Origin of the sequence: Luteibacter sp. RCC_6_2 (assembly GCF_041360655.1) — a bacterium.
Classification (GTDB): Bacteria; Pseudomonadota; Gammaproteobacteria; order Xanthomonadales; family Rhodanobacteraceae; genus Luteibacter.
Genome location: NZ_JBFUPQ010000005.1, coordinates 1 through 22,984, shown reverse-complemented (window position 1 = coordinate 22,984; position 22,984 = coordinate 1). Strand labels below are relative to the sequence as shown.

Annotated in this window: 20 protein-coding genes, 1 tRNA gene and 1 pseudogene; 13 read left to right on the top strand and 9 right to left on the bottom strand. The window is 60.1% G+C overall.

Features of this window, described 5'->3' with window-relative positions; translation table 11 throughout:
• The first annotated feature begins 5 nt into the window (after positions 1 to 5).
• From serS to AB6730_RS06445, 3 genes are all read left to right on the top strand, one after another.
• Positions 6 to 1,286 carry a serine--tRNA ligase gene (gene serS, locus AB6730_RS06455; protein WP_371022834.1) on the top strand — a complete coding sequence of 427 codons (1,281 nt, stop codon included), beginning with the start codon at positions 6 to 8 and terminating at the stop codon, positions 1,284 to 1,286.
• Between the two features lie 11 nt (positions 1,287 to 1,297).
• Positions 1,298 to 1,387 (top strand) — tRNA-Ser (locus AB6730_RS06450).
• A 315-nt stretch (positions 1,388 to 1,702) separates the two neighbouring features.
• Positions 1,703 to 1,882, top strand: a complete 180-nt coding sequence (locus AB6730_RS06445) for a hypothetical protein (RefSeq protein ID WP_371022833.1) — start codon at positions 1,703 to 1,705, stop codon at positions 1,880 to 1,882.
• Between the two features lie 53 nt (positions 1,883 to 1,935).
• Here AB6730_RS06445 and AB6730_RS06440 read toward each other — a convergent pair whose 3' ends face one another.
• The gene (locus AB6730_RS06440; protein WP_371022832.1) at positions 1,936 to 3,432 is read right to left on the bottom strand and encodes a hypothetical protein; all 1,497 of its coding nucleotides are present in this window, start codon (positions 3,430 to 3,432) and stop codon (positions 1,936 to 1,938) included.
• Between the two features lie 134 nt (positions 3,433 to 3,566).
• Between AB6730_RS06440 and AB6730_RS06435 the strand changes: the two genes are divergently transcribed.
• Entirely contained in the window at positions 3,567 to 3,785 is a 219-nt protein-coding gene (locus tag AB6730_RS06435; protein WP_371022831.1) for a hypothetical protein, read from the top strand.
• A gap of 613 nt (positions 3,786 to 4,398) precedes the next feature.
• Here AB6730_RS06435 and AB6730_RS06430 read toward each other — a convergent pair.
• Positions 4,399 to 5,526, bottom strand: coding sequence for an L-dopachrome tautomerase-related protein (locus AB6730_RS06430; protein WP_371022830.1), 1,128 nt, complete (start codon positions 5,524 to 5,526; stop codon positions 4,399 to 4,401).
• Positions 5,527 to 5,653: 127 nt separating this feature from the next.
• Positions 5,654 to 6,415, bottom strand: coding sequence for an SDR family oxidoreductase (locus tag AB6730_RS06425; protein ID WP_371022829.1), 762 nt, complete (start codon positions 6,413 to 6,415; stop codon positions 5,654 to 5,656).
• A gap of 174 nt (positions 6,416 to 6,589) precedes the next feature.
• On the opposite strand from AB6730_RS06425, the gene AB6730_RS06420 reads away from it, so the two are divergent.
• Positions 6,590 to 6,832, top strand: coding sequence for a hypothetical protein (locus AB6730_RS06420; RefSeq protein ID WP_371022828.1), 243 nt, complete (start codon positions 6,590 to 6,592; stop codon positions 6,830 to 6,832).
• A 364-nt stretch (positions 6,833 to 7,196) separates the two neighbouring features.
• On the opposite strand, the gene AB6730_RS06415 is transcribed toward AB6730_RS06420, so the two are convergent.
• From AB6730_RS06415 to AB6730_RS06390, 6 genes are all read right to left on the bottom strand, one after another.
• Complete coding sequence (locus AB6730_RS06415) at positions 7,197 to 8,222, bottom strand: TolB family protein (RefSeq protein ID WP_371022827.1); 1,026 nt, start codon at positions 8,220 to 8,222, stop codon at positions 7,197 to 7,199.
• Positions 8,146 to 8,520: a hypothetical protein gene (locus AB6730_RS06410; protein WP_371022826.1), complete on the bottom strand. Its 375-nt coding sequence runs from the start codon at positions 8,518 to 8,520 to the stop codon at positions 8,146 to 8,148. Before AB6730_RS06410 ends, AB6730_RS06415 begins: the two co-directional genes overlap by 77 nt.
• Positions 8,521 to 9,876, bottom strand: coding sequence for a serine hydrolase domain-containing protein (locus AB6730_RS06405; protein ID WP_371022825.1), 1,356 nt, complete (start codon positions 9,874 to 9,876; stop codon positions 8,521 to 8,523).
• 71 nt (positions 9,877 to 9,947) lie between these two features.
• Positions 9,948 to 11,162 carry an MFS transporter gene (locus AB6730_RS06400; RefSeq protein ID WP_371022824.1) on the bottom strand — a complete coding sequence of 405 codons (1,215 nt, stop codon included), beginning with the start codon at positions 11,160 to 11,162 and terminating at the stop codon, positions 9,948 to 9,950.
• 110 nt (positions 11,163 to 11,272) lie between these two features.
• Positions 11,273 to 12,253 (bottom strand): dicarboxylate transporter/tellurite-resistance protein TehA, encoded by a 981-nt coding sequence (gene tehA / locus AB6730_RS06395; RefSeq protein ID WP_371022823.1) that lies wholly within the window; start codon positions 12,251 to 12,253, stop codon positions 11,273 to 11,275.
• Positions 12,254 to 12,337: 84 nt separating this feature from the next.
• Positions 12,338 to 13,129, bottom strand: a complete 792-nt coding sequence (locus AB6730_RS06390) for an SDR family NAD(P)-dependent oxidoreductase (RefSeq protein WP_371022822.1) — start codon at positions 13,127 to 13,129, stop codon at positions 12,338 to 12,340.
• 108 nt (positions 13,130 to 13,237) lie between these two features.
• On the opposite strand from AB6730_RS06390, the gene AB6730_RS06385 reads away from it, so the two are divergent.
• From AB6730_RS06385 to AB6730_RS06350, 8 genes and pseudogenes are all read left to right on the top strand, one after another.
• Entirely contained in the window at positions 13,238 to 14,173 is a 936-nt protein-coding gene (locus AB6730_RS06385) for an AraC family transcriptional regulator N-terminal domain-containing protein (protein ID WP_371022821.1), read from the top strand.
• A gap of 74 nt (positions 14,174 to 14,247) precedes the next feature.
• Positions 14,248 to 14,769 carry a lysozyme inhibitor LprI family protein gene (locus AB6730_RS06380; RefSeq protein ID WP_371022820.1) on the top strand — a complete coding sequence of 174 codons (522 nt, stop codon included), beginning with the start codon at positions 14,248 to 14,250 and terminating at the stop codon, positions 14,767 to 14,769.
• 24 nt (positions 14,770 to 14,793) lie between these two features.
• Positions 14,794 to 16,398 carry an XVIPCD domain-containing protein gene (locus AB6730_RS06375; protein WP_371022819.1) on the top strand — a complete coding sequence of 535 codons (1,605 nt, stop codon included), beginning with the start codon at positions 14,794 to 14,796 and terminating at the stop codon, positions 16,396 to 16,398.
• Positions 16,399 to 16,639: 241 nt separating this feature from the next.
• Positions 16,640 to 17,692, top strand: coding sequence for a class I SAM-dependent methyltransferase (locus AB6730_RS06370; RefSeq protein WP_371022818.1), 1,053 nt, complete (start codon positions 16,640 to 16,642; stop codon positions 17,690 to 17,692).
• Positions 17,693 to 18,224: 532 nt separating this feature from the next.
• On the top strand, positions 18,225 to 18,509 hold the full coding sequence (locus tag AB6730_RS06365; RefSeq protein ID WP_371022817.1) for a hypothetical protein: 285 nt from the start codon (positions 18,225 to 18,227) through the stop codon (positions 18,507 to 18,509).
• Between the two features lie 162 nt (positions 18,510 to 18,671).
• Positions 18,672 to 20,324, top strand: a pseudogene (locus AB6730_RS06360) (type IV secretory system conjugative DNA transfer family protein); the annotation flags it as partial.
• A gap of 142 nt (positions 20,325 to 20,466) precedes the next feature.
• A complete protein-coding gene (locus tag AB6730_RS06355) occupies positions 20,467 to 21,258 on the top strand; it encodes a hypothetical protein (protein ID WP_371022816.1) in 792 nt (263 codons plus the stop codon).
• 35 nt (positions 21,259 to 21,293) lie between these two features.
• Positions 21,294 to 22,984, top strand: a 1,691-nt coding sequence (locus AB6730_RS06350) for a peptidoglycan-binding protein (protein ID WP_371022815.1), incomplete at its 3' end; no start/stop codon positions are given.

The following is a 22,984-nucleotide window of genomic DNA, read 5'->3' as shown; positions in this document are numbered from 1 at the left end:
CGACAATGCTGGATCCCGCACTCCTGCGCGGCCGCCTCGCCGAGACGGCGGAGCGCCTCCGCGCCGCCCGGAACTTCGACCTCGACGTGAGCACGATCGAGCGCCTGGAGTCCGAGCGCAAGGCGCTCTCCACGGAGACCCAGGAGCTGCAGAACCTGCGTAACACCCGTTCCAAGGCCATCGGCCAGGCAAAGTCCAAGGGCGAGGACGTGGCCCCGCTGATGGCCGAGGTCGCCGGCATCGGCGACAAGCTCAAGGCCAACGAGCACGCCCTGGCCGAGGTGCAGGCCAAGCTCGCCGACATCGCCCTCGAGATCCCGAACCTGCCCGATGAATCCGTGCCCATCGGCAAGGACGAGAACGAAAACGTGGAACTGCTCCGCTGGGGCCACCCGCGTCCGTTCGACTTCCCGGTGAAGGACCACGTCGACCTCGGCGCCCGTCACGGCTGGCTCGATGCGGAAGCCGGCTCGAAGCTCTCCGGCGCACGCTTCACCGTGCTGCGCGGTCAACTCGCGCACCTGCATCGCGCGCTCGCGCAGTTCATGCTCGACCTGCACACGACGAAGCATGGCTACCTCGAACACAACGTGCCGCTGATCGTGAACGCGGACGCGATGGAAGGCACCAGCCAGTTGCCCAAGTTCGAGGAAGACCTGTTCGGCACCCAGGTGGGCGACACCAAGCGCTACCTAATTCCCACCGCCGAAGTGGCCCTGACCAACCTCGTGCGCGACAGCATCGTCGAAGCCGACGAACTGCCCCTGCGCATGACGGCCCACTCGATGTGCTTCCGCGCGGAAGCCGGCAGCTACGGCCGCGACACGCGCGGCATGATCCGCCAGCACCAGTTCGAGAAGGTGGAAATGGTGCAGATCGCCACGGCCGAGACCAGCTTCCAGCAGTTGGAAGAGATGGTCGGCCATGCCGAGGCCGTGCTCCAGGCGCTGAAGCTGCCGTACCGCAAGGTGCAGCTGTGCACCGGCGACATGGGTTTCGCCGCCGCCAAGACCTACGATCTGGAAGTGTGGCTGCCCAGCCAGAACACCTACCGCGAAATCAGCAGCTGCTCCAACTGCACCGACTTCCAGGCCCGCCGCATGCAGGCCCGCTGGCGCAACCCGGCCACGGGCAAGCCGGAACTCGTGCACACGCTCAATGGCTCCGGCCTGGCGGTTGGTCGTACACTTGTCGCGGTGATGGAGAATTTCCAGCAGCCGGACGGGTCGATCGAGGTGCCCGAGGTGCTGCGGCCGTATATGGCGGGATTGGAAGTTATCGCCTGATAAAAGTTTATGGAGAGATGGCCGAGTGGTTTAAGGCAGCAGTCTTGAAAACTGCCGTAGGTGTAAGCCTACCGTGGGTTCGAATCCCACTCTCTCCGCCATGAATTCTCTTAAGTTATTGATTTTTTTAAATCTGATTTGACACCTCTGGTTTTCCACGTTTTATCCACGTTGGGTTGGTGTCATAGGGTGTCTGTTTGCCAAAAAAGTTGAACTGTTAGTTTTTTCGTCAACCAGTAGTTGAAACAGCTAACACTTTCTCGGATGCTGTACGTAACATACCCGCCACGCCTATGCGGCAGATCTACGCTGTACGCGCAAATAGGCGGTTTTTTTTTTTGAACATTGCATGGGCAGGTTGGCGGTGTGGTACATGAAGGGACCTCTTACCTGCGCACGTCAGCCAGGTTGGGCAGTTGCACCTCGACGATTTCGTGACGGAGGACGGAATTGCCTGCATTCGCGTGTCTGCCGATGGTGAAGGACAAAGCCTCAAAACCGACGCCAGCGCAAGAGCCGTCCCCGTGCACCGCAAGCTTCTGGAGCGAGGGCTGGTTGACTACGCTGAGATCATGCTCAGGCACCGCGAAGCCTGAGCCGGTGATATCGCGGTGGATGGCGCGTAGCAACGACCAGCCTTACACGCGGCTCAACTTGGCACCGTGTCAGTTTTGGTCCACACCGGTCGTTCGGGGTTGGAGCAGCGTTTGACGATGAGATCTCCATACATAATCTGATCAGGGTGGCGGGCCAAGGTCCTGACCAGATGTTCGTAACGTAGTTTTTCCGCTTCTAGGGCTGTGTCAATGGTCCAGCCTTCGTTGATCGCCATGTCGTGCATGACCCGACTGATGACCAAGGACGTGTAGTACTGAGCGTTTTGCAACAGCCGCCATATGAGGTGGCTTTGCTCACCTCGATGCACCAGCAGATTCCTGGCGCGGTAGATCCGATGGATCTGCCAGACAATGCGGTCGTTTGACCGTGCCAGGGATTTTCGCATGCCGTCCGCGGTTCCGAAGGAGTTATAAGTCTCCTGAATTCGAATGCGCAGCAGTTGAGCATCGTCACTTAACCCCATAATGGCAACGGCAGTCGGGTTGTTATCAGCCCCGGTCATGGCTTCCAGAACATCTTCCCGCGAAACCCTATGGGAATTGGAATGCGTTAGGTGGGGAGGGATACCTATCCCTCGCTCTTTGAGCAGTTTATGCACACAGATGGCCGTGTAGCCGACAATCTTGTCGATGCGACGCCATGCGACGATCGGAGCGATGGTCTTGGCAACGTGTGCGCCGATGGGCCCTGACGGGGCGGGCCCAGCGATGGTCTCGAGGGCGGTCCACAGGTTGATGATGGCTGTCTGTGGGTCTCCCGCCGAAAGTGCCAGTCGATGTGACTCCAAGGCATTGGAGAGCCTGAGGTTGTCATTGAGGCGCGGGCCTATCGCTCTCAGTCGCCGAAGGGTTACTTTCGTGGCATTAGCGCGCACCGACAAGCCGAAATGCTTGCCTGGCGTGACCTCGATCAATGCCGGCTCGGACAGGGCTGACTCCACGACGACGACGGGGGTGGTCCGAAAGGTCGCAGCGTTGGCAATCAGGTTGTGGATGTTGAGGATTTGATTGATCCGTTGCGACGACTGGTGTGCGGCTTGCGATGCCGATGAGGCTTGTATGGTAAGTGTGACCATTGCGCAATCCACATGCCGATCGAACCACACAGAAATATGGGGAGTATTTTTGAGTTGGGTGATGCGCTTGGTCGGTGTGCGGTAAATATCGACGCCGCTCAACACGCCCACAACAACGCCCTTATCGCCGCTGATCGACAAGGTGCATTGGTATTCGACGTCTCGTTTGTTCAGGAGATCGGCGATCAGATCGCAGATTTGTGCTGGTGATTTCGACGCGAGCAAGTCACCCGATAGCCCCTCGAGTTCGCTCCACCCATTGTTGTAATGGATGATCGTAGCGATCGAACCAAGCCGTTGATGGATTTTTTCCTTTGCCCTAGGCGTCCGGCCAACGCAGTCTTTGAGATCCGTAATCAACCGTTGGCCAAAGTTTCCCACCAAGGACTTGGCGATGATCAGCCGATGCCTCAGCGCAATCGTTCCTGGGTTGTCATCGACCAGCGAACTCATCAAGGTGATCAGTTCGTGCTCGTTCTTGAATAGCTCTTGTTCGCGCTCGAACGAATCGCAAAGCTCGTCCGCGATTAGCTTTACGTTCGCATGCCACTTGCTGTCTTGGTCGACCAGGTCTAGTGATATACATCATGAAAATCTTCGTAAAAATTGGTGTTTTTATCGGTTGGGTGTTGCTGTATATCTTTCTCATCCGGCCTTTTGTTCCCCGCGTGCTCAGTGAGTTTCTTCTCGTCGCTGGGACCATATTTGTGATGCGTCTCACCTCGCGATATTTCTATTACGGGAAAGAGGGGTTGAAGTTCTGGCGTTGGCACCTTCAACAGGATCCTCGCGACATCGAGCGGTAAAGAATGCGGAGCGCCGAAAAATTGCTCAGAAATTAATCAGGTAAGCTGAAAAAGGGCGTGGTACCCATGAGTGCTGCGCAGGCGTCCGTCTGTGTCCACGGCTAAGTTCATCTGCAACCCGCATCTGCGTCCGCACGCGTCTGCGCCAGTGCGCAGTCAACGTTTCAGCCTCACGAGGTAGTCTTCATGCAAAAACGGTTACTGCGAGCAGCATTGGTGGTTGCGGTCGTGGGGACAATCCCGATGGCTAGCGCTGCCGACACCATGTCTGTGCATTTCGGGCCAGTGACCCTGGTAGGCACGCTATACACCGACGCGACGCGGCATATTTATCTGCGTCTCGATCAGTCGATTACGGTGATTTCGGATCGACCTTCAGCCCGCGGTCCATCGTCGTTTGTCAATCAGCGGGAAATAGATGTGGCTGCCATTGTATCCAATGGTCCCATTAACGGAGTTCGCGTGTCGGTGACAGGCGACCTTGAGCCCGGAGTACCCGATTCGCGGCCGCTTATGTTGGCTGTGACATCCACCAAGAATCTGCCCTAATGCTACGACCTCGATCAGTGCCCCCAGTGCCGCCTGCCAACGCAGGCGGCCTTTTTCTTTGGCGCTACTTGAGCAGCACGGGCCCCGCGCCGATCTTGACCCTGAGCAACTCGTAGGGCTGCTTGCGCTCGTCCTTCCCTTCATGAAAACCCGCCTGCCGGTGCAGCTGGTTAGCGGTGAAGTACAGATAGCCATCCGTACCGACCGATAAGGTGTCCGGCCACAGAATGCGCGGGTCGGTCACCAAGGTTTCCCATTTGCCGGCTTCGTAGCGGCGGATGCTGTTGTGCTCGTAGTCCCCGCCGTAGACGCGGCCCTTATCATCTTCCGCCAGGCCATCGGACGCGCCCTTCATGCCGAGGTCGCGTACGGCCTTTTCGATGTCGGCTTCGGGCACCTTTTCATCGCGCAGTAGTGCGGTAGGTACGCTGAAAAGGTGGCGGCTCGACAGTGCGCAGTAATACAGCGTCTTCCCGTCGGCGGAGATGGCGATGCCATCGCTGGCGACGAGCCAAGGGCTCGGCGGGCCTCCCGCCGGGCGATTCATCAAGGGCTTGCCCTCGATGACCGGCACGAAGTCCTTGTCCGGCATGGTGCTCGCGTGCCCGCTCAGGCGGCGGATCGCGTGACCTGAATCGAGATCGACGACGATGATGCCTCCCGGACCTTTGACCGAGCTGTCGGTGATGTAGGCGACACCTGCCTTGCCCACACGCAGGTCGAAGCGGACGTCGTTCACATAGGTGGTAGGGAGGACCACGTCGTCTGCGAGCACGATGGTCTTGACGACCTTGTTGGTGGCCAGGTCGACCGCGACGAGTTTCGCGCCACCGGCGATCGGTGCCGCGAACTTCGGCGCGCCCGTATCGAGGATCCACAAGCGGTTGGCGGCGTCGGCGACCACGCTCTGGACGCTGATGAGGGTGGAAGCGGCATGGGACGGGTCGGCGTTATTGAGCGCCTGCGACGGGTAGGCGGTGACCTTGCCGTCCTTGAGTTCCCCAACCGTGAAGGCGGGATCGTCGCCCCATTGGGGATAGTTGACGAAGATCCGGCCGTTCGGCGCCACCGTCACGCCCGTCGGCATCGCGCCCTCGAATGTGGCCACTCGCTCGACGGCAGGCGACGGGGAAGGATCGGCCACCGCCGAGAAGGAGGCGGCCATAATTCCGGCGAGTAGAAGCTGTTTCATGGAAGTGACCTCGGACAGGGGATAAGACGCAGGTAAAGCTTGCGCGAGGCCTGTTCGAGAAAAAAGGCACTAGTTGGCACAACACTTTCAACGTTTTGGTGAAAGTGGCTTGTGATCGGCGCAGGGCTTATTTGCCGCCGGTGACGTCGAGGAAGGTCCCGGTCACGAAAGACGCCTCATCGCCAGCAAGCCACAGGATCGCCCGAGCCACTTCCTCGGGCTGACCACCACGGCCCATCGGAATCGAATCCTTCACCCGGTCGACCCGTCCCGGCTCGCCGCCACTGGCATGCATCTCGGTGTAGATATGCCCCGGACGAACACAGTTCACCCGGATACCTTCTCGCGCGACCTCCTTGGCGAACCCGGTGGTGAAGGTCTCGAGGGCACCCTTGGAGGCAGCGTAGTCGACGTACTCGTTCGGACTGCCGAGGCGGGCCGCCGCCGACGAAATGTTGACGATGGAACCGCCACGTCCACCATGGCGGTGCGACATGCGTTTGGAAGCCTGCTGGGCGCAAAGGATCGGGCCGATGGTGTTGACGGCGAAGACGCGCTGCATCCTTTCGAAACTGAGATCTTCGAGGCGCGACTGCAGTTCCAGGACAGCCGCGTTGTTCACCAGCACGTCGATTCGGCCGAAGGTATGGTCAATGGCGGTAAACAGCTGTTCCACCTGTCCCGGCTCTGCGCTGTCTGCGCGCACGGCAATGGCACGGTGTCCCATGGCTTCGATGTCCGCCACGACGGCCTGCGCGGCCGATGCATTGGAAACGTAGCTAATCGCCACGTCATAGCCTTGTTTGGCCGCTAGACGTGCGGTTGCCGCGCCGACGCCGCGGCTTCCGCCGGTGATAAGGATGACGGGTGCTTGGGGGATGTTGGTCATGGGGGACATGTCCTATTTGCTTGTACTTGCGCGGGCGAGAGTGAGACCAGATTCATACATACCAGCAATTGGAGGCAGAGCAAGACGAACCGCTGCCCACGAAAGGCCCTTGAAAGCGCAATACCGGCTAATGCCTCGCATTGACGCGAGCGCCCTTTACTCACGGATCCGGCCATGAGCCCCGCCACCTATCACGTCGTACATCTCCTGCTGATTCTCGTCATGGCCGGATCTGGCCTCGCCAGCTGGCGGATTTATTTCCGTTATAGCCGGGCACACGCACCGGAAACATCAGCGGTTGCCATGATGCGGAGGCTCCGGCGAGAGGGAAACCCGGATGGCACATGGATGCTCGTGGAGTCTCTTGTCGCCATCGCCGCCGGCATCGGCCTGCTAATCCTGCTGTACATCCGATAGGGTCGGCGCCCATTGCAAGGACTGCGCTCAGAACACAAGCGCCAAGCCACTGACCCCAGCACCCAACGCGCAGACTCCGTCCCACCCAAACCGCGCATAAGTCATCGTGGTAGCCATCGCACCCAAGCCACTTAAGGAGGTATAGGAAGCCATCGGAAAAGTAGTGGACAGGCGAATGTATTTCAAACGAGCGCGTTCGTCATCTCGGCGGGCGTGGCACTTTAGTCGCGCTAAAGCAGCAGTTGAGTTCACGACCTACCCGCAGCGGGTTGCGTGACGCATGACGACCTAGGGCATCCACACGACCTCCTCAACCGATAACGACGATTCGTTGTCACCAATCACGGTGACTGTCCCTACGCCGTCAGGTCGGCTCACGGCGACGTCCCATGGGATATCCAAAGCGTGTTCGAGCCATCTGCACGGCCGCCCCCTTCGTCTTCGGAACCCGATAGGCGAGCATGCTGCCGTCGGGGGACCACGTGGGGTCAAGGCCTTTTGCGACGATCTGAAAACCTGATCCATCAGGACGAATGCGCCCAATGCCCCTGCTGCTGGAAAACGCTATCCATTGTCCATCAGGGGACCATGCCGGATGGTCTGATCGGTGCCAACGATTCGTCGGGTCACCCTGTTTGACGATGGCGCGTTGCATCTCCTTGTTGAACTGCTCCCCGGGGACATCTGTTAATTGCTGTGACTCGCCGGTGCGCAAATCAAGGGCGGATACCTCGTGGAGATTGCAGGCGGTCAAGTTGCTTCGGATTGGTGAGACGAACGCAACCATGTTTCCATCTGGTGACCACGTAAGCTGATTGCCTGGGCACGTGACTAGGTTATCAGAGCAGAAGATGGCTTTGCCTCCCGGATGCTCGATAATGCAAAGATGCCATGTTGCGTCGACTCCGGCCACCCGTGTTCCGTCAGGCGATAGTACAACTCCAGTTTCAAGATGCCGATGGCCTGGGGTAGCCGGTGTGGGTGCGTCCCAGTCAACGGACTCGAACACTGCGGCCTGTTTTGGCGACAGAAGTGGCGTCACGTTGAATTTGCCACCCGGATGAGCATCGACCAGGAACGCACCTCGCTCGGAACCCGTGCGTACGTTGACCCCCACGGTGCCGCTTCTAGGGTAGGAGACCAAGTCACGCATGTAAGTGAACTTTGTAATCACCCTTGGGGGAGACTGCCCGTTGGCAGGCATCTCATATAGCAGTCGATCAAGGGGTTCACCGGCACGCGTTTTGTCTGCCGGATTCACCGCGAGAAAGAAAAACCGTCCAGGTAAAGTCGAACGTCCTGGAGCTGCATGCTCAGCAGAAGGATCGGTGCCCAACGTAGTCAACAAAGCCGCAAGGACCAATATATGAAAGGCGTTGAATTCGAACATGCCATTTCCCCGGCCAGTCCATCACGGACATGTGATAGTTAGCGCTCTTCGACAAATCTGATGGCAGCGGCGACAGACCATACAACGACTTGTCGTTAATGGGTGGCATGTTTGCCATCCTGGCCGCGTAATCGCAGAAATCAGCACAGGTGAACTTGTCATCGCTGCGATTAGTGAAGAAAATCGTGAAATTGTAGAAGTCTCCAACGTGATCCTGAGCGATCGAAGAAAGAGCTCCTGTCTGCGCCGAAGTAATCGCCGTGTTGGATGAATAACGATCTACGTTGGCGAGCATCATTCATTTGCTCTTTTCCCGAGCCTCGACCCGAAATGATGCCTCGCCGTCCGAATGAAATTTCAGCGAGTGCGCTACGCCGTTCCCATCCTGCACGGGCTCGATGAAGTCAGTGCCATCACCAGCATAGAAAAGAACATTTCCAGCTGCCGGCACGAGGCGCTTTTCCGGACCATCATCACGTCGTATCCATGGGGCGCCATCGTGGATTGCGATGGAATGCCGGCTGTCACCCTCGATAACGTAGCTTCCAGCGAGGGCGTTGATCTTCTGCGCGGGCCACGCCGCAGGCTCAAAGGTTCTGTAGGGAACACCCAGGGCTACGCCGGCGATACGACGGGCAAGGGAGCGAGAAGTGACTTTTGGTGAGTCCGAATTCTCGAGGACGACGACCGCCAGGTCCTGACCCATCGCATAGACGTAATACGCCGAATATCCTTCGATGCCGCCTGCATGTTCCACGATGGGGATGCCGTGCAACCTTCCGGGCACGGTTCCCATTCCATAGGGGATATCTTGCTTTCCCACTCGCGTAGGGGTCGTCATGGACTTGAAGATGACCGGCCACGGTCCTTGGCTAGTGCCAAGACGGCGAAGCAGGGTCGCAACGCTAGTCGCATCTCCGTCGAGTGCGCCCGCCGCCCCTGGTCCGGAGATGCTATACAGCGCTGGCTTCGCTGGTCGGCCGTCTTGTCCGCTTGTGTACCCGGGCACCAGGCCCCGAACCACAGCCGAATCATCGTGGTAGCCAAGGCCGTCAATGCCAAGAGGTTCGAGGACCAGTTTTCGCGCTGCATCCGACCAACTGAGCCCCGTCACTTTCTCGAGAACTGCACCCAACACCATGTAGCCGGAATTGCTATACCGCCAATCCGTGCCAGGTGGAAAATCAGCATGCGCCTTGCCGATCAATGCAAGCCTCTGTTCCGTACTCAACACTTCGGCGAGCGGCGCATCCCATGCATCGCTGACTCCCGACGTATGGTTGAGAAGTTCTCTTATGGTAATTCCCGAACTCCCCAAAAAATTTGGCAGCCACTTTGCTAGAGGGTCATCGAGGTTCAGCTGTCCGTCGGCCTGTAGTTTCAAGATGGCGGCGGCCGTAACCGTCTTGGTCAACGAGCCGATCCTGAACCGGCTTGCCGCAATGAGGGGCACATTCAGTTCAACGCTTGCGAGTCCGCGTGACGTTGAATAGACCAGTTGCCCCTTTTCGACGATGGCGACCGAGGCGCCGGGGGCGTAGTCGGATACTTCGTGGAGAATTGCATCCGCCTTATCTTTCCATGCCGGAGCATTGGAGGCATACGACGTGGCCATCCACATCAGTGATGCGATTGCCGCCAATGCCTTTCGCATGTTCCATCCCCTCAATGACGCCGGATGCGCGTCCGATACGATACAACATTCCCCGATGCCTTCCCCGCGCCTCACCGAGCAGGGCCAGCAACAGCACACGCATCGACACAAGACACCCGTCGCACGGACATTGCCCAGAACACAAGCGCCAAGCCACTGACCCCAGCGCCCAACGCACAGACCCCATCCCACCCAAACCGCGCATAAGTCATCGTCGTAGCCATCGCACCCAAGCCACTACCCGCCGAATAAAACAGCATATAAGCCCCAACAAGCCGGCTATGCGCATCCGGCCGTGTGCGGAAGATCAGGCTCTGGTTGGTCACGTGGATAGCTTGGCCGCCCATGTCGAGCAGGACGATCCCGAGGGCAAGCCACCACATGGACGCACCCATATAGGCCAGGGGCAGCCATGCCGCGATGAGAAGGACGAGCGCCACGGCCGTGGTTCGTTCGCCGTGCCCCTGGTCCGCCCAGCGCCCCGCACGCCCGGCCGCCAACGCGCCGATCACGCCCACCAGGCCGAAGGCACCGATGACCGTGTGCGAGAAATGGTAGGGCGCCGCACTGAGCGGCAGGACCAGGGCGCTCCAGAAGATGTTGAAGGCAGCGAACATCAAGAGGGCGATCAGGCCCCGAACGCGCAGCACTCGCTCGTCGCGGATGAGCGTCGCCATCGACGCGACGAGTTGGCGGTACGTCATGCGGTTCGCGTGGACGGGGAGGTCGGGCAGGGCCCGCCAGAGCATCGCCGCCAATCCGAGCATGACGGTGGCGGCGAAGGCGTAGACGCTTCGCCATCCGGCGATGTCGCTGATGCCGCCGGCAACCACGCGGGCCAGCAGCAAGCCGATGAAGACCCCGGCCTGTGTCGCACCCACCACGCGTCCCCGTTCGCCGTTACCCGCGGTGTTTGCCGCATACGCGATCAGGCCTTGGGTCATCGCCGTGCCGAACAGGCCGGCGCCGAGCATGCCGGCGAGGAGCAGCGTCGCGTTGCCAGCGAGCGTGATGGTGACCAATGCGCCGACAAGGGCCACTGCCTGGATGAGCATGAGACGGCGGCGGCTGACGATGTCGCCTAGCGGCACGACGAAGAGCAGGGCCAAGGCGCAACCCACCTGCGTCGCGGTGACTACCCCGCCAACCACCGCCGGCGTGATCGCAAAGTCGGCGGCCACAGCATCGAGCAAGGGATGCGCGTAGTAGACGTTGGCGACGCTCACGCCACTGGCGCAGGCGAGAAGGACGAGAAGTGAGCGGGACAGGCGTGGGGGTGGCTTCATGGAATCGCTCGAGGGCAAGGCGAATCCGTGAAGAGCCTAAACGCATAGGTTTCAAAATGCAACCAAGTTGCGATCGCCGAAGGTGGCGGCTATGAACCGGCCTTCACGAGTCAGCCCGGCGATACCGTGACCGCCACGGCAGGCGGCGGCAAAAGCTTCTTCTGCGCCATGCGAACCAGCGTTCCGACGATCAGGAATGCCATCACGACATTGGTCAACACGAAGAGAACAGGAGCCATCTGCGCGATGGCGCCGGTCACACCGCGCCCCGTCATCTGCAATGCGTCGCCCGAAAGCGCGGTAACGCCGAAGCTGAAAGCCCAATAGCTCGGCGTGAACGGCTGTTTCATGATCCAGGGCAGCAGGCGAATGAGCAGAAGCGCTTGCAGCAATCCGTATCCCCACGTCGCTTGAACGAGCAACTCGGGCGCGCCTTCCGTATTGGCCAGCCACGCGGCCACCGCCACCACGGGTGGAGCGAGCTGGATGCCCAGGGTGGGGCGAAGAGGCGCGGGAAGCGAGCTCGCATTGAAGAGGCGAAACACGATGATCGATTCCAGCGCCAGCCAGCCGAATGCACCCGCACCGAAGAAGAGGATGCCCCACGACGTATAACCCATCGTGCCGCAACCCACGGCGATGATGAAGTTACCCGCGACGGAGGGCAGGTAGATCACGGGCGTGGTGGTGATGACCTCACGATCGCCCTGCAACATTTCTCCGAAGCGCCACAGCCAGAAGCTCACCTGGCCGACCGTTCCCACGATCAGCGCCACCAGGGCCAGTGCGTGTGTATAGGGCACGAGCACCAGGGCCATCAGCACGGCGGAGGAGGGCGCCAACCCGATGAAGCAGCACTGGATGGGATGGTGTGCCTCTTCGATCGCCGCGGCCCGATTGAATACCCATTTGCAGATGTATGCCGCGATCAGCACCAGCCATACGACGAGCGCCACCGCCATCACGATTTCGCCGATCGCGCTGGGCAGGTTCCAGAGGTGGGACGCGAATCGCCAGTTGGCACCCAGGCCGACGAGGCCCAGGATCATGCCAAAAAAAGATGCAGGGACGGCGCTGCGCGCAGATGACATGGAAACCCTTCGAGAATCGAGCGACTGGTAGTGCATGCAAGCATCCTTGTGCATGCCTGGCCCGTCTTGAAGGAAGCTATGACGCTAGATATGCATGCCCCCAGCCACCTCGATCCGCTGCGCGTTGACCCATCCGAATTCATCGGAAAGAAGCGACGCGATCACCGGGCCGACATCTTCGGGAACGCCCACCCGCCCAAGCGCCGTATGCTCGGCGACGGCCTTGTTGACCTGGGGATTGTCGCGGACGATGCCGCCGCTGAAGTCCGTGGCGATCGCACCCGGCGCCACGACATTGACGGCGATCCGGCGCGGTCCCAGCTCCAGTGCCATGTAACGGCTCAGCGTTTCGACGGCGGCCTTGATGGAACCGTATCCGATACGGTTGGCCATGGCGACGCGGGCCAGTCCCGAAGAAATGTTCACGATACGGCCGCCATCGTTCATGAGTGGCAACAGCTTCTGTACCAGGAACAGGACCCCCTTGAAGTGGACGTTATACAGCGCATCCATTTCCTCTTCGGTAATGGTTTCCAGGCCGGCGCCCGACGACGTGCCGGCGTTGTTGACGAGGTAATCGAAACGCTCGGTGCCGAGACTTGCCAGCGCTTCACGGACCTGCGTCGCGAAGCGTTCGAACGTTTCGACCCTGCCCACGTCCAGCTGCAGGGCGATAGCCTGCACGCCCGCGTCCACGGCAAGCGCGACCACGCTTTCGGCTTCTGCACGATTGGCGTTATAGGTGAATATCGAGCGGACCCCGCGCTTGGCGAGGGAGAGGACTGTCTGGCGACCGATGCCACGGCTGCCGCCGGTCACGATGGCGATCTTACTGTTTGACATGGCTTGGTTTCTCTTGGGGGGTGTTTGAGACATTCTGGCGTCGGGGGCCACCTTACTGAATGCCGAAACCCTCCTGTTTCTTGCCTATTCCTGCCTCGAGGATTAGCCTTGCCAGGCATGCAGCACGGGGAGTAACCGGACATGCCCGACCCGTTGGTGGAAGCCCTCCTGCGTTACACGGAACGCCATCCCGGCGAGAGCCCGTTCATGACGGCGATCGAGGGCATGGCGATCATGCGGTCGGACCATCCGAAGCCTCCGGCCCACATGCTTTCCCGGCCGGCCATGTGCATCGTGGCGCAAGGTGCAAAGTGGGGAATGTTCGGCGGCAATCGGCTCGAATACCGGGCAGGGCAGGCGCTGGTCATTGGCGTGGAGACGCCGTCGATCGGCCGTGTCGTCGAAGCCAGTCCGGGCGAGCCCTGCCTTGTTCTCGCCTTCGAACTCGATCTCGCGATCGTACGCAGCGTCGCGGAAGGACTCGACGCGCCGCCAAAGGCAAGCGGAGAGCCGGGGCGTGGCGTCTTCGTCACGGATTTCCAGGGTCCGTTGGCCGACTGCGCGTTGCGCCTGGTCCGGCTGCTCGATACGCCCCAGGCGATTCCGACGCTCTATCCCATCATCATGCGAGAGATCTGCTATTGGCTCCTGACCGGCCCTCATGGTGGGGAAGTTGCGCGGATGACGCTCGCGAACGGCCCGTCGCAGCGGGTGATAAACGCCATGCACACTTTGCGGACGCGCTTCACCGAGGCGATCCGGGTCGAGGAACTGGCCGCGATCGCGCAGCTGAGCCCCTCGGCGTTCCACCGCCAGTTCAAGGCGCTGACATCGATGACGCCGCTCCAGTACCAGAAGCAACTCCGTCTGCTCGAAGCGCGTCGCTTGATGATCTCCACCGCGTTCAACGTCGAGACGGCCTGCTTCCAGGTGGGCTACGAAAGCCCGTCGCAGTTCAGCCGTGAATACGCGCGGATGTTCGGGGTTCCACCGAAACGCGATGCCAAGCAGATGCGGGCCGTGTTCCAACGAGATAGGCAGGGTTCGAGTTCGGACAGCCATTCCCACCTGATCTGAGGTGTTGGCGCGATAAAGAATTTCGCTAGACTCCGCAGAGCCAAATCCGGTTGCCGACGACGTGGAACCTCAAAATGACGAAGACGCACCGTCTATTGACGATCGCTTGCTTGCTTCTTGCCGGAAATGCGTACGCTGCTCTTCCAGCACCGGATACACAAGGTGACGCTCAGGATGTGATCAATGGTGTCGCGGTGGTTCCCGGAGTCGAGCGTCTCTCCTACGTGTCGCCCAAGTATTACGGGATACGCCCGAGCTATTCCGCGTGCATCGCTAAATCGCAGGGTCGTGTCGTAGATCAAGGGGACTGTGCGGATTCCGAATTCAAGTTCCAGGACGAGCGCTTGAACAAGGCATACAAGGCAGTCATGGCGACGCTTTCCGCGTCGGGCTCCAAGGAAGCGGTTGCCCAAGCCCAGGCAGCGCAGCGTGCCTGGCTTGCGTATTTCGACAAGGACTGCGCAGTACGTGCCGGCCGCTTCGGCTCGAGCGCGGCGCCGTCCACTGAATCCATCTGCCGCATGGAAAGCACGGCCATCCGCGCCCAGCAACTGGAGGATTGGCAAGGCAGTCTCGCTGCCCGCCATAAGGATTGACGCTGAACGGTACCAGGAGGTTGTATGAGCGACGACAAATTTACCGGTGGCGACACCCTGCAACCGGGGACGATGGAGTACTACACCCATCGGGCGATGATGCGTAACGAACTGTCCAATGGGGCAGGGGCGTATCAGATAAGCAACGCGGAACTCGCATCTAGCGGTCCCAGTTTCGGCCCGTTTCAGTACGATGTCGGGGCCAACCCGCATGGCCGCGATCTGTTCGAATCCATCGCGGCCAATGCCCGCGATGCCGAAGGCAATCGCATTGTCAGTGACGAAGATCTCGCCGCTATAAAAGCGCACCTCTACAAGCCTTTCAATGAATTCACGGCCGAGGACCGCGCGGTCTACGCGCGAATGAAGCCCGCAATGAACCAGGCACTTTCGTCATCGGAAGGCGTGGCGGCCATCAATGCCGATTACCTGCCAAAGGTGCAGGCGAAAGTGGATGCGATGAACGAGGTCGTAAACGGTATCGGGAATGAGGCGAACCGCGCCTTCCTTCAAGGGAGCCCACTCGCAAAGCTGATCGTGATCGATACAGCGAATCAGTATGGCCAGGCTGTGAACGATGGCCTCAAGGAATTCGCGGGCCATACCAAGGATGACCCCGCGATGGACATGCCGGGGCGGGGCGGGACGGCGACCATCAAGGTCGAGGGCGAGTTCGGCCTGGAAGAACTCATCCGCTACAAACTGGACACGAAATATGGCCAAACCGACGACGGTGCCAGGGACGTGCTGCGCCGGATATCGAACCTGGTCGATGCCGTTGGGGTCGATACCGTCAAGGCCAGCCTCTCCGAAGAGGACCGTAAATTCTTGGAAACAGGGTTAAAGCAATACCTTGAAGATAACGGGCGGAAGTCGAGCATCCTGGATGATCCGGCTCTTGGCGCACTGGCGCAGTTGGGAGGTCGTTCTGTCAGCCATACCGCTGGAGCACAAAGTCACGGCCAGGGTGGCTCGATTCTCTCCGTGGGAAGCGAAGGGAAAGACGTCGAGAAGCTGCAGCGCAGCCTTCGGGCGCTCGACTATCGCGCCAACGGACGCCCCTTGACCGTGGATGGTGATTTCGGTCCGGCGACCAAGGCCGAGGTAGAGGCGTTTCAGGAACGCCATCAGCTGCCGGTTACCGGCGTGGTGGACAAGGCATTTCTGGAGAAGCTTCGTTCGGAGGTCAAGGATCGGTCGCAAGAGGCGGCGATGCCGTCGGGTGTTACACCACTGAATCAGCCAGGTCACAGGGACCACGGTATGTTCGAACAAGCCTTGGCTGGCGTGAAGCAGATCGACGCGGCCCATGGTCGGCCTTCCGACCATCGCAGCGAGAACCTGGCAGGTGCCCTCGTCGCCTCGTCGTTGACCGCAGGCATGTGCCGTATCGATAACGTTTCGCTCAGCGACGACGCACAGCGTGCCTATGCCGTCCAAGGTAAGGCGAACGACCCCTTCAAGCTGTATGCCGAGGTCAACGTGACGCAGGCTGTCGCGACATCTATCGCCCAGAGCACCCAAACGATCGAGAACCTCCAGCCGCAGCGTCAAGCTCAGCAGGACGTCGCGCAGCAAAGCCAGGAGCGGCAGCAACAGCAGGTCCAGAGCCCTTCGATGTCCCACTGATCGGGTGCTGAAAGGCGCATACTCTCAGCACCATGCCCCAGGCCCGCCATCGTCCCCAACGATGCGCCGATGACGCATTCACCGGCGGCGGGCAGAACGTGACCCCTCCAAGCCCATCACGCACCGACCCTGGCGGAGACATGCCGCCGGCAGGACGACGTCGCCGGTTCCGCGCTGGCGGCCGGCCGGAACCGTTGACGACTCGCCGCACCGGATTCCCCTGGCTTCGGAGCGCGCACACATGTCCCTCAACGAAGAAAAACTCAATGCCTTCCTCGGCAAGGCGGTCGGCGACCTTGGCGCCGCGTTCAGCGCCGTGCTCGTCCTGCTCGGCGACGAACTCGGTTTGTACAAGGCACTCGCCAGCGAATCCCTGACCCCCGCCGAACTCGCTACACGCACCGGCACCCACGAACGCTACGTGCGCGAATGGCTGGGTAATCAGGCGGCCGGTGGTTATGTCGATTACGACGCCGCGTCCGGCAAGTACCAGCTCAACGAAGAGCAGGCGGCTTGCCTGGCTGACCCGGCCGGCCCGGTCGATCTGTCCGGCGCGTATGAAATCGCCCTCGCGCTGTTCCACACCTATCCGCGCGTGCGCGACAACTTCCGCAGCGGCGCCGGCATGGAGTGGGGCGAACATCACCCCTGCCTGTTCCATGGCACCGAACGATTCTTCCGTGCCGGGTACCATTCCCACTTGCTGGGCGCCTGGCTTCCGGCGTTGGAGGGTGTCGTCGACAAACTCGGGCGTGGCGGCAAGGTGGCCGACATCGGTTGCGGGCACGGCGCAAGCACGGTGCTGATGGCGAAAGCCTTCCCGGCATCGCACTTCGTGGGTTACGACTATCACGCACCGTCGATCGATGTCGCCCGCGAGCGTGCGAAGGAAGCCGGCGTGGACAACGCGTCGTTCGAGCAAGCGGATGCGTCGGGGTACAAGGGACGCGACTTCGACCTCATCACCTTCTTCGATTGCCTGCACGACATGGCCGATCCCGATGGCGCGGCCCGGCACGCGAAGGGTGCATTGAAGGACGACGGCACATGCATGGTCGTGGAGCCTTTCGCGGGCGACAGCACGGCGGACAACCTCAACCCCGTCGGCCGCGTGTACTACGCGGCTTCATCGATGATCTGCGTGCCGGTGTCGCTAGCCAGGCATGGGCCAGCCTTGGGTGCGCAAGCAGGCGAGGCACGTCTGCGCAAGGTGATCGTCGATGCGGGCGGCTTCCGTCGCTTCCGTCGCGCTGCCGAGACGCCGTTCAATATCGTGCTGGAAGCACGGCCATGAGATCCGTATGTGCGCCCATTTTCCGATGGCGCCTACAGACAACATGACGTTGTTTTGTTACGGTCGGCACGTTGTCTGCGCAGTCGATTTGCATGCGTCGCAGACAACCATCGCTTCATGCGGTGAGAAGCGCGAGCCGGGAGTGCACCAACACTCCCGGCTCGCTGACCATGACCAACTAAACAGGAGTTGATCCGTGGCTACCCACGATCATACGGTACCCGCTCGCCCGCCGAATCCCCCCGGCGACATCCCCACCGGTTACCGGGCCCTCTGCCCACCGCGCAGAGACGGTTGACGAACCGCGGATTCAGCCCCTCGTCTGAGATTTTTCTTGTCCGCACCTACAGGGCAAGCGCCTGTGTGGGCGACTGAAACCGGCTGAGGCCGCATCCACTTCATCAATCACGCCACCCGGCGCCCGGTCCCGGGCCGCCGGTGAACCCGCGAGTCCGTTTGATCCGCGGCACGTCGCGCTGTGCGTGGCGTGCCGCACCTGGACGGCGGTCACGCTCACTTCCAAGGAATGTTCATGCCTGTTTATGACACCGCGCGCGCGGAGGACCGTGCGCGCCATTACATCGATCCAGAAGCCTCGGCGCACGATCTTTTGAACGATGCCACCGAATGGTTGCAGTACGCCCGAGGTCTTACTGGACTGCTCGCCGATCTCGTGCATGAATCGGACACCGTCGATTGCGCGCAGTTGGCGCTCTCGCTCGAAGCCATCGGCGCGTTGACGCACATGGGTGTGCAGTGCACGACGCAGGCACATGCGCGAATGTGTTGGGAACAGACGCGTGCGGTGAGTGAGTAGAGCCGCGTTTGGAAAGGGGTTGGGGCCGCGATTAAAACGATCGAGTGAGAACTTTCCTCACCCTTGTGTTGCGCCACCGAAAAGTGGCTAGACTGCGCACCTCAAAATGGGCACGGAGAGCCTGGCGTGAATGGATCGACGAAGACCGTCCTTGCGGCGGCGATGTTCCTGGTGGCCTTCGGTGGCGGCCTGTACCTCTCAGGTCAATTGACCCTCATGCTGCTCGGCGTCGATATACCGTTGACGTGGCGCACATGGTGGGACTACCACAGCGCCTTGGTGTACCCGCAGTACGCGCCGTATGCGTGGAAGATCAAGGCGGCGGGCGTTGCGGGGTTTGGGTTGCCCGCGCTGGCCTGGATTGGAAGCCTCGTGCCGTTGTTGCGTTCGTCGAGCTCGTCGCGTTCGACGGCACTCCATGGCGACGCACGCTTTGCTACACGCCGCGACCTGGAGAAGCAGGGCCTGCTCAAGGATTCGCCCGACGGCATCGTCGTCGGCAAGTTCGGCAAGAAGCTGATCCGGCTTAGCGGTCAGCAATTCGTGATCCTCGCGGCGCCCACCCGGTCGGGGAAGGGTGTTGGTGTGGTCATTCCCAACCTCCTCGAGTATCAGGGCTCCATCGTGGTCCTGGACATCAAGCAGGAGAACTTCGACCTGACCAGTGGGTGGCGTAAGTCGCAAGGCCAAGAAATTTTCCTATTCAATCCTTTCGCCGAAGACCGGCGAACGCATCGCTGGAACCCGCTGAGCTACATCTCGCCCGACCCGGCGTTTCGCATCTCGGACATTCAGTCGATCGCAGCCATGCTGTATCCCGACGGCAGCGGTGATCAGCGGTTCTGGAGCAGCCAGGCACGAAACGCCTTCATCGCCTTCACGCTCTATCTCTTCGAAAACTTCGACCAGGAGATGAGCCTCGATGTGTCTTCGAGCGTCAAGCCGTTCCCGACGTTGGGAGAGGTCTACCGTTTGTCGACCAGCGATGGCGGCAACCTGCGTGAATATCTGCAACGTCTGACGGCATGGCCGGACCTAAGCAAGGATGCGAAGACCGCCTTCGCCAACCTGCTGTCGCAGGCCGACGATACCTTCGCCTCGATCATGGGTAGTTTCAAGGAGCCCCTGAACGCCTGGATCAACCCGGTGCTCGATGCCGCCACCAGTTGCAACGACTTCCTGCTCACGGACGTGCGCAAGAAGAAGATGACCATCTACATCGGTATCCAGCCGAACAAGCTGGCCGAAAGCCGCCTGATCGTCAATCTGTTCTTCAGTCAGTTGATCAACGTCAACACGCGTGAGTTGCCGCAGACCAATCCCGAACTCAAATACCAGTGCCTGTTGCTGATGGACGAGTTCACTGCCATCGGCAAGGTCGACATCCTGGCGATTTCCGTGTCGTACATGGCGGGGTACAACCTGCGCCTGCTGCCCATCATCCAGAGCATGGCGCAGCTGGATGCGACGTACGGCAAGGACATCTCGCGGACGATCATTACCAATCACGCCTTGCAGATCATCTTCGCGCCTCGCGAGCAGCAGGACGCGAATGATTACTCGGACATGCTTGGCTATACGACGGTGTCTAAGGAAAGTGTGTCGCGGGGCAGGGACGTGTCACGCAGTCGCTCCGACGAGCGACGGGCGTTGATGCTGCCGCAGGAGCTCAAGGCGATGGGTTCGGACAAGGAGGTGATCCTCTACGAAGGCATCGCGCACCCGGTGAAGTGCGAAAAGATCAAGTACTACGAGGACAAGAGGTTCATGGCTAGGTTGCTGCCAAGGGTCGACATACGTGAACTCAACCTCAAGCAAATCGCTCCGCTAGAGAAGCAAACCAAAGCCGTCGCGACAGCCAGTCGCAAGGCGCGCGTTGCGCTCGGCCAGATGGCCGCGGCCGCATAAATGCCCTTCTCCTGAGCGGGCTGTCGATCAATCTCAAGGAAAACGATCTATGAAAGCTAAGTATCTAGCAATGGCTGCGATCCTCGCGGCGGCGCTGGCAATAGACGTGTCGGCACAGGACGGCGTGACTACGACGAAGCTGCTGGTAGATCCGCCGCGTTGGCCGAGCAATGGAATCGCCGAGCGCGAACTCGGGGACGGGCAGGAGACATGGCCCGAGAACATGTTCGTGGAGTACTCGAAAGGGCGGTTGATCGCTTGGGTTATCGTTTCGCCAAACCGTGGTCAGGCCAAGGCCCTGGACTTCTTTTCCGGCGAAGTTCAAGACGTCGAGGTCAAGAATCCAGGGGGGTACAACGATTCGTTTGTCGATGCGAAAGGTGCGACGCATGCGAGTAACAGTGTCTTCGATTTCCGTTACAAAGATCCACGCCCAGGAGGAGCCATCGGCGACGTGCAAATTAATGAAGATTCGCTGCAATTCGATGAGCGGATTATGTACGCGCCCATACTGGACGTCAGCCAAAGGATCTCGCCTGATGACGATATGGTTATCTGGAGAAAGGTCCCCTTGTATTGCGACTCATTTTCTTCGGGTGGTTCATGTAAAGGGTGGGCATCGCTCATCGGGACGGCGATGGACCTGCGCGACGGAACGATGCTGATCGCCGGAGGAAAGTATATTTTCCGCGTCCGTCAAGATGATCTAGCGCCCGTGGGTGGTGCACCTCATTTTCACGTTGTTGATGAGGCTGATATCCAGCGAGTCATAGACAAGGCCGAAGGGAGTGGCATCAAAGACGCACATGAATTCTTGATTGAACAGCTTCATCTTCGCTGAAGAAGGATGATCGATACCTGGCTGGGAGGTAACTTATGACGGAACAGAAAAATCTTGGCGAGAGGCACTTGAAGGCTCTTACGTATTTCGTGGTCGGTGTCGGCTCGGAGGGTAATCTCGGAGGCAGAGATGTTTCCAACCGATTGTCATTCGCTGGAAGATATCAGGATGGCAAAATGTTCCCCGTGGAGAACAGCGGATTAACCATTGGTACGCTTCAAAAGGATCTCGGCCAGGACCGGCGCGTAACTGCTAAAGCCATGGTCGATGCATATCAAAGGTGGGCGGCGGAGCATTCAAACGTACTATTTACCGATGCTCAGCTAGGACTGATTGTTGCCGACTTATCGCGTAACGGATACGAGATCAATAAACAGGGGAATCGGTCTCTCGATCCACACGTGAAGGCGGCTTTAGATACATTCCTAAAGTCTGATGGAGGGAAGGAGTTCGTCCACCAAAGAGACGGGGCCCAGAGGGATCACATCTACCGCGGTTCTCTTTCGCGTCTTCTGCGGACGCAGGCATATAAGAATGCCTCCGCTAGCGAACAGATAGAACTTGCCACGATCGTCGCCAAGGGGTTCAACCAAAATGAGCGAATTACCCGCGCTTTACTGGACGATATGACAACTCGATCAGGCGTGCAGTTGGCGAAGATCACGACCGTTGACGATGTACGTATCCAGTCGAATAAGGCATTCTCGGCGGCCATGCAACACGGACGCGAGGCCGCTCTCGACGCCGCTGCTGTCTACGCACGCCTACAGCAGATCAGCCCAGACAACCCGCTGTACGCCGCATGGCAGGAGGTCCTGAAAGACCCCCTGATCAAACCAACGGCCACGGGCGAAGACCCGACACGTCCAGACCTCGCGGCTCACTACACGACCATCAAAAACCTGTTCCTGGAGCCGCGCAAAGCCATCGACTTCATTGATGCATTGGAGCGAGGCGGCGAACATAGCAAAGGTTCGCCTACCGCCATCGGCAATCACCGAGCGACCTCCGGGTTCTTCGCCTCGGGCCCTGACTTCGTGCAGTGGAACGCCGACGGGCGGGCCGTCGCGTACATTGGCGGAGAATGGTCGCAGCTTTCCCGTGACGACATCAGCCGGACCGTGCACGACGACAGGTCGGTGGATCTTATCGTGCAGCGCGATGGTGCCCCGGAGCCCCTTTTGCATGTAGGACCCACGACCGTCGGCCGGGCCCACGCGATTGAGGGCAGGGCGCTTCGACAAGGCATGCACGGCGACGATGTGCTTGCGTTACAGACAGAGTTGGCACGGTTGGGATTTACGGATGCGCGCGGGCGGGCGATACACCCCGACGGCGACTTTGGGCCGACGACTCAAACCGCGATTCAGGCATTCCAACGCGATCATGAACTGATCGCGGACGGCATAGCAGGCGCCGCGACGCTAGCCGCCGTGCATCGGGCCGTGGAGACCGAGTTACGCTCGATCGGGCAGCCGGATGCGCCGTACTTGCGAAACGAACAGCCCGATGATGTGATCGCGGTTTATCGGTCCGTGGGGCCCGAGACCAGAATGGCGACGCCGCTTTTCCCGACCATCGATCAGCTGCCGCCAGAGAGACGTACGGATGCCTTGCAGGCGGCCGCCGTCGTATACCCGAATGCGGACGGCATCCGAGCCCTGCAAGAGAACCTGAACACGCTGAGTGTGTCGGATATGGCGGGAGATCCACTAGTCGCCCATGG